Source organism: SAR86 cluster bacterium, assembly GCA_029268615.1.
Classification (GTDB): Bacteria; Pseudomonadota; Gammaproteobacteria; order Magnimaribacterales; family Magnimaribacteraceae; genus JAQWNM01.
Window position 1 is genome coordinate 146,842 of sequence record JAQWNM010000005.1, and the last position, 11,595, is coordinate 158,436.

The 11,595-nt window shown below is 35.9% G+C and carries 11 protein-coding genes; 5 read left to right on the plus strand and 6 right to left on the minus strand.

From position 1 onward, the window contains the following. Position 1 precedes the first annotated feature (1 nt). From P8J93_02240 to P8J93_02250, 3 genes are read right to left on the minus strand one after another with little or no spacing between them, the layout of a single operon-like run. Positions 2-1,201: an acetyl-CoA C-acyltransferase gene (locus tag P8J93_02240; GenBank protein MDG2060620.1), complete on the minus strand. Its 1,200-nt coding sequence runs from the start codon at positions 1,199-1,201 to the stop codon at positions 2-4. 4 nt (positions 1,202-1,205) lie between these two features. Further along, on the minus strand, positions 1,206-2,663 hold the full coding sequence (locus P8J93_02245) for a carotenoid oxygenase family protein (GenBank protein ID MDG2060621.1): 1,458 nt from the start codon (positions 2,661-2,663) through the stop codon (positions 1,206-1,208). 3 nt (positions 2,664-2,666) lie between these two features. Then, positions 2,667-3,569: a nitronate monooxygenase gene (locus tag P8J93_02250; GenBank protein ID MDG2060622.1), complete on the minus strand. Its 903-nt coding sequence runs from the start codon at positions 3,567-3,569 to the stop codon at positions 2,667-2,669. A gap of 103 nt (positions 3,570-3,672) precedes the next feature. Here P8J93_02250 and P8J93_02255 point away from each other — a divergent pair, with 103 nt between their 5' ends. Then, positions 3,673-4,908 (plus strand): acetyl-CoA acetyltransferase, encoded by a 1,236-nt coding sequence (locus tag P8J93_02255; GenBank protein MDG2060623.1) that lies wholly within the window; start codon positions 3,673-3,675, stop codon positions 4,906-4,908. Here the strand turns inward: P8J93_02255 and P8J93_02260 are convergent. Beyond that, positions 4,905-6,590, minus strand: coding sequence for a class I adenylate-forming enzyme family protein (locus P8J93_02260; GenBank protein ID MDG2060624.1), 1,686 nt, complete (start codon positions 6,588-6,590; stop codon positions 4,905-4,907). The genes P8J93_02255 and P8J93_02260 overlap by 4 nt on opposite strands. 118 nt (positions 6,591-6,708) lie before the next feature. Here P8J93_02260 and P8J93_02265 point away from each other — a divergent pair, with 118 nt between their 5' ends. Genes P8J93_02265 through P8J93_02275 form a run of 3 tightly spaced genes read left to right on the plus strand, consistent with a single transcriptional unit; the run spans position 6,709 to position 7,646 of the window. After that, the gene (locus P8J93_02265; GenBank protein MDG2060625.1) at positions 6,709-7,134 is read left to right on the plus strand and encodes a phosphate-starvation-inducible PsiE family protein; all 426 of its coding nucleotides are present in this window, start codon (positions 6,709-6,711) and stop codon (positions 7,132-7,134) included. A 51-nt stretch (positions 7,135-7,185) separates the two neighbouring features. Further along, positions 7,186-7,476, plus strand: a complete 291-nt coding sequence (locus P8J93_02270) for a hypothetical protein (GenBank protein MDG2060626.1) — start codon at positions 7,186-7,188, stop codon at positions 7,474-7,476. Then, on the plus strand, positions 7,473-7,646 hold the full coding sequence (locus P8J93_02275) for a hypothetical protein (GenBank protein MDG2060627.1): 174 nt from the start codon (positions 7,473-7,475) through the stop codon (positions 7,644-7,646). The genes P8J93_02270 and P8J93_02275 overlap by 4 nt, the downstream gene beginning before the upstream one ends. Before the next feature lie 7 nt (positions 7,647-7,653). Here P8J93_02275 and P8J93_02280 read toward each other — a convergent pair whose 3' ends face one another. Beyond that, complete coding sequence (locus tag P8J93_02280) at positions 7,654-8,157, minus strand: CIA30 family protein (GenBank protein ID MDG2060628.1); 504 nt, start codon at positions 8,155-8,157, stop codon at positions 7,654-7,656. A 129-nt stretch (positions 8,158-8,286) separates the two neighbouring features. On the opposite strand from P8J93_02280, the gene P8J93_02285 reads away from it, so the two are divergent. Beyond that, the gene (locus P8J93_02285) at positions 8,287-10,266 is read left to right on the plus strand and encodes a S9 family peptidase (protein MDG2060629.1); all 1,980 of its coding nucleotides are present in this window, start codon (positions 8,287-8,289) and stop codon (positions 10,264-10,266) included. An 8-nt stretch (positions 10,267-10,274) separates the two neighbouring features. Here the strand turns inward: P8J93_02285 and P8J93_02290 are convergent, their stop codons facing one another. Beyond that, on the minus strand, positions 10,275-11,465 hold the full coding sequence (locus P8J93_02290) for a saccharopine dehydrogenase NADP-binding domain-containing protein (GenBank protein MDG2060630.1): 1,191 nt from the start codon (positions 11,463-11,465) through the stop codon (positions 10,275-10,277). Positions 11,466-11,595: the final 130 nt, after the last annotated feature.

Consider the following 11,595-nt stretch of genomic DNA (forward strand, 5'->3'; position numbering starts at 1 on the left):
ACTAAATTCTTTCAATTAATATTGCTGTTCCAGCTCCAGCTGCTCCACTTGTTGCAACAATGCCTAGGGTTGCATCACGCCTTTCAAGTTCATCAATTAATGTAGACATCATTATTGACCCTGTTGCTCCCATGGGATGACCTAATGCAATGCAACCACCATTCACATTCAATTTTTCATCATCAATCTTTAGCTCTCTTTGACAATGAACCAGAGTTGATGCAAAAGCCTCATGGATTTCAAATAAATCAACATCTTTTACTTGAAGATTATTTTGATCAATTATTCTTTTTGTTGCCAGTATACAGCCAGATAGAACTAATAAAGGATCATCATTCACCGTAGCAACAGAAATTATTTTTACTCTAGCTTTCTTTCCATTTTCTTGAATCTTTTTGTTGGATAGCAATGTTAAGGACGCAGCATCAGCCATTGCAGGTGAATTACCTGCAGTATGTATATGTGAAATTTCTTTGAGATCGGGAAAAAGATATAACTGAGCTTTATCTACGCCCTGCTCACCCAATTGTTGAAAACTAGGATCCAGTAAAGATAAGCTTTTAATAGAAGTATCTGTTCTTATACATTCATCTTGATGACAGTTTATTGCTTTGCGCTCATTTATAACCGGGATAATTGATTTAAAATAATTATTCTTTTGTGCATTAGCTGCTCTTTGTTGAGACTTTAATGCTTGCATATCTACGTCATTTCTAGAAATGTTAAACAGACTAGCAATAAGGTCAGCTCCACTTCCCATATAAAATATCTTTGACTGAGTGGCTATATCCAAATCATGCCAAATTGCTGCTTTGTCAGAGAGCATGGGTACCCTGGACATCATCTCTACCCCACCAGCAATAATGTTATCCGCTTGCTGAGATTGAATTTTAAGATGCCCTAGATTAATTGCGTCCAAGCTTGAGGAACAAAATCTATTTACAGTAAGGCCTGAAATAGAATTAGGATAGCCAGAAAAAAGAGCTGAACTTTTTGCAATGTTGCCTGCTTGCTCTCCATGCTGAGTTACGCAACCTAAAATAACCTCATTAATAGAGTTAAAATCAAGAAAATTCTTTTGGTTTATATCTTTATATAACACATCCAACAATTCATACGGATTTAATTTATTGAGTCCGCCTTTATCATTGGCTCGAGCTCTAGGTGTTCTTATCGAATCAACAATGTAAACAGGTTTCATGAATTTATTTTTTTAGATCACTTTTTTGCGCCCACGTTGCATGTGTTCCTGAGCAGATTTGATGAGGCAAGGGAATATCGCAAATAGGTCCTTGCTCAATATTTTTGGCATCAAATAATAAACAAGAAGAACTTTTTTCTTGTAGGTTATTACTGATGGTTACTAAATAACCATCATCTTCATCTTGAGCGCCTGTTCTAGGAGCAAAACTAACCTCGCTTATGAAAACATGGCCTTCAAAAATATACTTGCTAAAAGATTTACTTTGATGGTCATGCTTTTTAATGCCGTCAAAGGTAAAATGGCCTTTAGTCGGTATCATGCTGTAAGTGTATCTATGCTCAATCCCTGCAACATGTTGATTAATTACTCCAAATTCTATTGTTTCCTCATCAATATCTTCTTCAGTCGTGACCCCTGTTTTTAGATTAAATTTCCATCGATGAAGTCTAGGCTTTAACAAATAAAAATCTAAAAAAGCCATCATTCGCTCCAAACCTGGAGGAGCATCAACGTAATTTTCTGGCCAAGGATGTTCTTGAAAATACCCTTCCAGGATTAATTCATCACCTACTTCATATGCATTATTCCAATGCAACACATAAGTGGGCTCAGCTTCAAACCACTTTATTTCATCTGGGTTTCCGTATCTTGGGATGATCGCAAACCTTGATGGTAAGTCATGCAATCTAGTAGCATGCAAACCCTTTTTTAACATTTCCTGATCCCAAAAAAGAGGTAAGTCATTAATAATTGAATAATTTTTACTAAAAGCCATATCATGAGGAAGCCTCGGACCAGGCAATTCAACAGGAATAAAATGTTTTAGATTTTGATGCTGATCAACCACTCCATAATTTAAAAATGGGGCTTGCTTAGAGTAATTAAAAAATAATAACTCTCCCGTGGCTAAATCAACTTTTGGATGAGCTGATAAACCTCCTGCAGGGACCCATGATGCTTTGTTTTCAGTCTCCAGTGTATATGGATCTAATTGATAACCTTCTCCACATTGGTAGAAAGTTGATAGCGCTTCTCCTCCATGAACCGTAATGTCAGTAGACGAGGAATCCTTAATTCCGCCTTGAGCTCCCCAACCTGGAAGCGAGGATGATCCAGTTCTTTCCATAAGACCTGCCCACATTGATTTTCCCATTTCTTCTTCAACTAAAAAGCCTTCTGTTCGAACAAATTTATTGACATAGTTTGCCTTGCCATTATCAAAGTTAATTGAATGAATCATTCCATCACCATCAAAAGGATGAAAACGCCCAATGGGTTCATGAACCTGGTTTTCTGTATTTCTAAAGTAAGCCCCTTCTATATCCTCAGGGATATCACCTAGAGCTTGAAGATCTGTAACTTGATATTCATCATAATTAGGGACCCAAGCATCTTTAAGGTAAGGATGATCATGCGTTTTAATTGTTGATTTGATAGTATTCGTTTTTTTAATTTTCATGCTCTACTCCTCTAAGAACTCTGCTTCAAGTTCTTTTACTATAGATTCTACGCTTTCTATTTTTTTAATGAAACCAACACCTTGTCCAGCTGACCAAATATCTTTCCATGCTTTGATCTTATCTTGCGAGGAAGACACATTAAAACCATCTGGATTTGACTCAAGATTATCAGGGTCGAAATTATTTTTAATAATACTATCTTTAAGGTAATAAGCTTGGGCTCCTGTAAAAAAATTAGTCATTCTCAAATCATTACAATTTGAATTAATTACCATTGCTTTATATTCATCAACTGCATTACTTTCGGTTGCTGAGATAAACCTTGTTCCCATATAACATAGGTCTGCATTTAATAATTTAGTGGCTTTTATATGACTCCCAGTTGAAATTGAACCAGCTAAAACTATGATGCCGTCAAAAAACTCTCTAACATATGAGCTAAATGCAAAGGGCGATAAATTCCCAGTATGCCCTCCAGCTCCATGGCATATAAGGGCCATCCCATCAACTTTCATATCAGAACATCGTCGTGCAAAGTCAATATTATTTACATCAGCAATAACTATGCCTCCGTACCCATGAACTTCCTCTATCACTTTCTCTGGACTGCCGAGTGCGGTAATAATAATCTTCGGTTGAAACCGCTTGATCAACTCTAACTCCTCATCAAATCGATCATATGTCTTATGAGTAATCATATTAAAGGCCCAGGGATTAGAAGTTGAGTTATTAATTAGCCCCATCCATTGCTCAAGCTGCTCAGTAGTTCTAGCATTTGGACCAGGGAAAGATCCAATTAACCCTGAATTGCTACTAGCAATAACCAATTCGGGGCCTGAGACTAAAAACATGGGGGCAACAATAATTGGTAATCGTAATTGATCAATTAACTTATCTGTTTGCATATAAATGTTTTTAAAAGTTTTACTTAAATTTAGTACAAGTTTCAATTTATACCCACTTGTTTTTTTCTTGTCAATAAAGCTAGATCATGCATATAATTGAAGAATGGAAAAACGCGTATATATTTTAGGGGGCTATCAATCTGACTTTGCCCAAAATTGGCATAGAAATAAATTAGATCTTTTAGATGTATTCCAACAAACGATTCATCAAGGATTAACATCTGTTGATTTAGAGCCAAAAGATATTGATGTTGCCCATGTAGGCAATTTCACTGCTGAATTATTTTGCAACCAAGGTCATTTAGGTGGTTTTTTTGTTTCTTCGCACCCAGATTTTTTTGGACTACCTTCCTCAAGACATGAGGCAGCCTGTGCGTCAGGCAGTATTGCAACTCTTGCAGCATGTGCAGAAATTGAATCAGGTAGATACGAGCTAGCTGCAGTGTTAGGAATTGAACAAATGCGGAATGTTCCAGGAGAACAGGCAGCTCAAAATATTGGAGGCCCTGCCATGCGATCAGGTTTTGAATGCCAAGGCGTTCAATATCCTTGGCCACATATGTTCAGCGAACTTACCAATGAATATGATAAAAGATATGGAATCAATGAAGATCATCTATCGAAAATTTCAGAATTAAACTTTAGCAATGCTAAAAAAAACCCTAACTCACAAACTAGAGGATGGACTTTTGAATCAGATACTTTTACTAGATTGGATTCTGCAAACCCAGTTATTGAGGGGAGAACAAGGAAGATGGACTGCGGTCAAGTCACTGATGGAGCTGCGATTATCTTTCTAGCAAGTGAGAAAAAAGCCAGAGAGTATGCGGAAGCTAGATCAATCAAGCTTGATTCAATTCCATTCATTAAAGGTTGGGGGCATCAAACAGGTCCAATTACATATCAAGAAAAAATTGATTTTAGTAAAAATAAAGATTATGTCTTTCCGCATGTTAAAAAGGCAATTGATGATGCCTTCTCGAGAGCAAACATGAGGGGAGTTAGTGATATTGACGGCATTGAGACTCATGACTGTTTCACTTCAACAGAATACATGGCCATAGATCATTTTGGTATCACAAAACCAGGTGAAAGCTGGAAAGCAATTGAGTCTGGTGATATTGAAATTGGTGGGAAAATTCCAATTAATGCAAGTGGAGGATTAATTGGTTTAGGTCATCCAGTCGGTGCAACAGGCGTTAGAATGCTTCTGGATTGTTATAAACAATGCACTAATAGTGCTGGGGAATATCAAATCGAGAACGCAAAAAATATTTCTACACTCAATATTGGTGGAAGCGCAACGACAGTGGTAAGTTTTGTGGTTGGATCCAACTAATTAAAAAGATCCTTTAGCTCGCGCCTGATAACTTTTCCAACTGGATTTTTTGGCAATGTATTTACAGTTCTTAAGTCCTCTGGCATTTTAAACTTAGCAATCTTCTTGTCTGTTAAAAATTCTATGATCTCATTCAAAGTTATCGTTTCACCCTCAGCAAGAACTGCAACTACGCCCACTTTCTCTCCCAAAATCTCATCATCATAGCCAGTCACAGCAACCTCTAACATTTTTGGATGAGAGCTAAGAAGGTTATCAAGTTCCTCTGGAGAAATATTCATTCCTCCTCGAATAATAAGATCCTTACATCTCCCGCAAAATTTGTAATATTTTTTTTGAGTATCCTGAGGTGAAATTTCAAATAAATCACCGGTTTTAAAAAAACCATCCTCATCAAATACTTCAGCATTTGCTTCAGGTGCATTCCAGTAACCATCAAATACAGTTGCTCCAGATATTAATAATTCTCCAGGTTTTTCTGGCTCATGGATTTCTTCATTGGTCTCGACATCCACTAGTTTAGTTTTAATAATTTTTGAGACTGGATTGCTCCAATCAAGACCCTTTACCCCGAAACGTGGAAAATATTGAGCTCGTAAATGAGGATCATCAATTTCATTTCGAGAGCTCAGCAATGTTGCACCCTCGTTTGATCCAAAAATATTTTGAACAGTTAAGTTATATTTATTTTGAAAAGTTTCAACCATCCATTCAGATAATGGGGCTCCACCACAACCAATACATCTCAAGCTGCTCAAATCATTTTGATCAAGAATGACTGGATTATTCAAAAGCATATTCATTATTGCCGGAGGAGCAATTGTATATTTAACATTTTCAGTAGAAATTTGATCAAGGAAAGTGTTTAAGTCAAATGGATGGTGTTGAACAAGCTTCCCCTTACAGAGCAGCCAATTAAATAAAAATCCTCCGATACTTGCCATATTAATCATAGGAAATGGATTCAATAAAGTATCTCCCTCCTTGGTTTCTGATACGAAAGCAGCAGCTTTAGCCATTGGCAGCCAAAGATTATGACTTCGCGGAACTCCTTTAGGTGTTCCGGTGGTTCCAGAAGTCCAGCAAATTGTAAAAATATCATTGGCTGAACAAGGATTTTCATTGGTATAAGACTGCTGGAGTTCGTGTGAGTTACTATCAGGGTAAGAATTATCAATATTAAGAAAGGAATTAACCTTACCTAAAGAAAACTTTTTTTCACCTTTTACAAATATCGAAGAGAATTTTTCAGCGTGAGCATTTCCATTAAAAGATTGAATAGTAATATAAGCTTGAGGTGATACCTCTTCAATAATAGCTTCAATCTCATAAGCGCCATATTGCATTGGAATTGGTGAAGAGATTACGCCAAGTTTTGACAAAGCCAAATAAACCATTGGCAACTCCACAACATTTGGGAGCTGTATTATTGCAATGTCATCTTTCCTTAGACCTTGTTCAAAAAATATACTTGCATATCTTTCAACGGTTTCGTTAACTTCTTGAAAAGTGAGTCTTTTTGGAGCATCACCAGTAATTGTTTGCCGATTTTTTGGATCTACTAAGGCCTCTTGAGCACTGCATTTGTCTAGAGCATCGAGAAAAAGAGAATACAAAGTATCATCTCCCCACCATCCTTGACGGGTAAAGTCCTCAATTCTGTTTTGATTAGTAAGTATCATTTTAAATTTAGTTCGATAATTTATTTTTGATTTTAACTTATTATAATTACTACAATAAATTTTTAACCCATAAGTAAAAAAATTATTTCAATTACTATTCATTTGGTATGATTATTTTATGGATAAAAACTCTAAATTCACAAAAAGTTTGCACTGGACAACAATTGCTAGTGAAAAACTGCTCTTAGCCATAATTGGGATAGCAACCTGTATTGCTTCTGCTATGTATATTTTTGATATGGTAGTAGCTCAGGAAATTACATTGCCTGATCTTTTTATGCTATTTATATATGTAGAAATCATTGGTATGGTGGGAGCCTTTTATAGCACAAATAGAATCCCGGTTACCCTTCCAATTATTATTGCCATTACTGCTCTGTGTAGATTGATAGTGATGCAAAGCAAAGAAATGGAAGCTTTAGTTGTCTTAGGTGAAGCTGGGGCTATATTAGTATTGTCAATTGCAGCATTTGTCATGAGTCTTAAGGATAAAATTAGCCTGGAGAAGATTAAAGATCTCAGAGACTCTGTCTCTAGTGACTAATAGATGCTAATTCTTTTGCCAGAAGTAAATGACTTACTTCTGGTCTAATCAATGAAAATTTATACATTTAACCAACGAATAGAGAATTTATTTAAATCATATTTTTCTGATTTCCAAAATATCAAAATCAATTTTCAGGATCATGAGATAAAAATTCAGGTCATCGATGATGATAATTTTGATTCTGCATCATTGGAAATAAAAGAGGATACTTACTTATATATAATTACTTTCTGGGATGGTTATTCGCAATTAGAAATAATAGAGTCTTCAAATGAAAGAGATGCTGCTAAAAATATAAAGAGATTTATGAAAAAAATGATAAAAATCCTGAATAGATGAAAGACACGATCAAAGAATTTTTTAAAAAAATATTAGAGGAAAAACGCAATAAGTTATCAACTAAAGCCCTTGAACGAGCCAGTAATATTAGCAAGCCAAGGGCTGGCACACCTCATGATTGGGAAGACTATGAAAACTATCTTGAGGAGTTACGTAAAAAAAATAAATAGGTGATTTTTAAAACAAAGTTATGTCTTTGATCGCTAAATCAACTTTAAAGTCTCGCCCATAACCGGCAATACTTAAGTCTTTTATATTTTTTGCCTTCAAAGATGCAGCTGTAAAACCGGTGGCTAATTTTAAATCGCTAAAAAAGATTTCGTATTGTTGCCAACTATCATTTACTTCAAATGATTTACTGAAATAAGACCATGGTGGTATTTTGAGACCCTTGAGGGTGACATGAATTTCATACGTTTCATTGTTGCCCTTAGCTTTAAATTTAATTCCTTGGACTTCATTGCTTAAAAGTTTGATTGAGTTAGAGAGCCTTACAAAGCCGCCATTGTTTTCAGTGGATACATTCCCAGACATATAAAAGACTCCATCTTCATGTTGGATAATAAGATCTGAGACGCCTCCCATCACCTGATCAGTGACACCTCTCCAAGTATTTGGATCACTTAATGGTTGTGAAAAAGCATTCAATGAAAAAATAATTAATAGAAGTGTTCTTAGCATTTAAGGGAAGAATATTTAATTTTCTTTATTTTACCCCGAAAATTTATATCTAAAAAAATTGAGTTTCCCTCATTAGGTTTAACTTTAGTGTATTTTTGTATAGCCTAGGTAATTAAGGGGTAAAAAATTATGCGTAAAACATTTATATCAATCAGCCTACTGTTTTCAATATTAGTAATGGGGGGTGGTCTTACTCAAGAAAGTTATTGGGATATTCAGTCCGTTTCAAATCCACTTATTAGCCCAGATGGAACATATGTAATTTTTACAAAAAAATTTATTGATAAAAAAAATGATAAGCGCATAACTGAACATTGGATTATGAACAAAGATGGTTCTAACAAGAGGTTTTTTGTAGAGGGTTCTAATCTTAAGTGGTCCCCCGGAAGTAAAAAAATTGCTTATGTAAAGGAGGATGAGAACGACACATCTCAAATATATGTTAAAAATTTAATTAATGAATCTGAATCAAAAATTACTAATTTTGGTCACAATGTAAAAGACTTTTCATGTTCACCAAACGGAGAATTTTTTTCTTTCTCAGCTTTTCAGGAATATGAAGATAATTGGATCATTGATATACCTGGGAAAGTTGATGGCGAGGAATATGAGTGGACGGAAGAACCAACTGTTGTAACAACCATGCATTGGCGTGCAGATAGAATTGGAGAATTAGAAAGCGGTGAAAATCATTTATTTTTGGTTGATTCTAGTGGCGGCGCTGCAATTAAGGTCTCAGACTGGGGTTTAGACTATATAGATGATTTGCACTGGCTAAATAATTCTCAAATATTATTTACAGGCAACAATTCCCTCGATGATTTACAAACACCATGGAAGCAGACTTCAGTCTTTCTGTTAAATGTTCAAAATAAAAAACTTGAAAAAATTTCTGATCAAAAAGGCGTATTTATGAAGCCCAAGGCATCTATTGATGGAAAGAAAATTGCTTTTATAGGTCATCCATCTAAAGATTATTCTTCAGTGGCTCATGATGTGTATGTTCACGATATAAGTTCCGGAAAAAATAAACAATCTACAAAAAATATAAGTTCATCGCCTAAAAATTTATTTTGGCTGCCAGGAAATCAACTGGTTTTTGATTTAGATGCAAGAGGCTCATCAAAAGTAATGAAACTTGATATAGATAATTTAAATCTTACAGAGGTTATTTCTGGTTTCACTGATCAATTTTTTCTTAGCTCAGTGCATAAAGATATTTTATATGGCACTCATGCAACGCCTAATAGACCTGGTGAAATTGCCTCAATAATGAATAGTCGATTAACTAGACTGACAGAATTTAATGAGCTGATCTTAGGTGAATATAATTTGGGGAAAACCCATGAGGTTAATTACCAAGCTCCAGATGGAACTCCAATTCAGGGTTGGTATATAACTCCCCCAGATTTTGATGAAAATAAAACATATCCCTTGATTTTGATTATTCATGGGGGTCCACACGCAATGTATAGACCAGCTTTTAATTATTCATGGCATCAATTTGCAAGTGATGGATATGTTGTTTTATTTACTAACCCAAGAGGCAGTACTGGCTATGGCACTGAGTTTGCAAATGTAATTGATAACGATTATCCCGGTGCTGGCGACTTATCAGATTTACTTGCAGGAGTCGACTATATTACAGACAAAGGTATTATTGATACATCTAGAATGTATGTTCAGGGCTGCAGTGGCGGCGGCGTATTAACCGCATGGGTAGTTGGGCATGATGACAGGTTTGCAGCTGCTGCCTCCTTATGCCCAGTGACAAATTGGATATCTATGGTTGGGACTACTGATATTCCCGCATGGACATTTGAATGGTTTGACAAACCTTTCTGGGAAGATCCTTTGAACTGGCTTGATAGATCACCAATCATGAGAACTGGATTTATTAATACACCAACATTGTTTATGACCGGCGTTCTCGATATTAGAACACCTATGCCTCAAACTGAAGAGATGTATGTTGCACTAAAAGAAGCGGGAGTTGATACAGCTTTAATTAGAATGAATGAAGAATGGCATGGAACAAGTTCTAAACCATCTAATTGGTTTAGAACATATGGCTATTTAACTGAATGGTACGAACGCTATAAGAAATAATTAGATATCTATGAAAGCGAGCTTTCAAAAGAGATGCCAGCTTTTATTAATCGTGATATGAGTGGCTGCCCAAGTCCAGACGCTGAGGTTAAGACTCCACCGTAATGAGATCCACCAGGAAGACTATCTGCATCTTCAATCAAGCAAAGTGCGCACTCTGAGACTAGCTTTGAAGTAACTTTGTATCCTGGATCACCCTTACCATGCATAGTAAAAACTGATTTCAGCCCATCTTCTGTTTCAACGATAAATTTACAATCAAACCAACCGTTTTCTTGGACAGCTTCTGAAGGCCCTTCTCCCGGCTTAGGTAAAAATGGTTTAACTAATTTTTTTAAAGGGGACATTAAAACTAAAACAGAAATTCCGGTAAGTATCAGTGATTTAAATGCGCTAAACCAAGATCTATGAAATGCATGTTCTTGGTAAGTGAAGTTAGTGCCATAAGATTCCTGTCTCAAAGCCAACAGCGCTTCAGTTCTTCTTACCACTCTCGTATTTGCAGCGGCCATAATAAATGGCCCTGACCATGCTTTAATTTCAGGCTTTTTTGCAATTCCCACTCTGTCACCACTGAGCTGCTTTTGTTCATTTGAATAAGAGTCATTAGGGTTAAGCAGGAATGGGTCTGTAAGATCATCTCCAAGATCTAATTCTCCCATTGAGAACATTGTTTCAAGCGTTCCCCCTGATGCTCCTCCCTTATATGAATGGAATGATTCGATTCTTTTAATTGGTTTTCCAATAGCTTTAGCTGAAAAGAAAGTTCCCAAATCTGATGGTATAGAATCAAACCCACATGATGGAATTATCCTGATACCTTTTGCTAATGCCTCTGCATGATGCTTCTCTATCAAACCCTTAACCCAAAAATTTTCACCAGTAATATCTACATAATGAGCATGGTTTTTGATGCAAGATGCCACCAACTTAGATCCATATCTATGAAAGGGTCCAGTTGTAGACAAGATTACTTTTGCTCTTGCGGTTAAATCATCTAACGCACTTTCATCATCAGAATCAGCAATTAAAATTTCTACTTTTGTTTGATTATCTTCTGCAACTTTTTTCAGTTTTGTTAAGTTCCTGCCAGCCATTGCCCAGGTGACTGTTGTATCTAGTGATTGAAAATATTTAACGCAAAGCTTTCCAGTAAACCCAGTGGCACCATAAATAATGATATCTATATCTTTTTCCATATTAAAAATTGTTGAGTTATTTATTACCTGATAATAAAGTGAATAAGGCTTGGAGTAAATTATGAAAATACTTGCAATAGGTGGTTGTGGAAGCATGGGTCGATATGCCATGAGAGCAGCGCAAAACTAT

Excerpts from the sequence above, each read along its gene's own strand:
- P8J93_02240 (MDG2060620.1), bottom strand. The coding sequence starts at position 1,201 with ATGAAACCTGTTTACATTGTTGATTCGATAAGAACACCTAGAGCTCGA.
- P8J93_02245 (MDG2060621.1), bottom strand. The coding sequence starts at position 2,663 with ATGAAAATTAAAAAAACGAATACTATCAAATCAACAATTAAAACGCAT.
- P8J93_02250 (MDG2060622.1), bottom strand. The coding sequence starts at position 3,569 with ATGCAAACAGATAAGTTAATTGATCAATTACGATTACCAATTATTGTT.
- P8J93_02255 (MDG2060623.1), top strand. The coding sequence starts at position 3,673 with ATGGAAAAACGCGTATATATTTTAGGGGGCTATCAATCTGACTTTGCC.
- P8J93_02260 (MDG2060624.1), bottom strand. The coding sequence starts at position 6,590 with ATGATACTTACTAATCAAAACAGAATTGAGGACTTTACCCGTCAAGGA.
- P8J93_02265 (MDG2060625.1), top strand. The coding sequence starts at position 6,709 with ATGGATAAAAACTCTAAATTCACAAAAAGTTTGCACTGGACAACAATT.
- P8J93_02270 (MDG2060626.1), top strand. The coding sequence starts at position 7,186 with ATGAAAATTTATACATTTAACCAACGAATAGAGAATTTATTTAAATCA.
- P8J93_02275 (MDG2060627.1), top strand. The coding sequence starts at position 7,473 with ATGAAAGACACGATCAAAGAATTTTTTAAAAAAATATTAGAGGAAAAA.
- P8J93_02280 (MDG2060628.1), bottom strand. The coding sequence starts at position 8,157 with ATGCTAAGAACACTTCTATTAATTATTTTTTCATTGAATGCTTTTTCA.
- P8J93_02285 (MDG2060629.1), top strand. The coding sequence starts at position 8,287 with ATGCGTAAAACATTTATATCAATCAGCCTACTGTTTTCAATATTAGTA.
- P8J93_02290 (MDG2060630.1), bottom strand. The coding sequence starts at position 11,465 with ATGGAAAAAGATATAGATATCATTATTTATGGTGCCACTGGGTTTACT.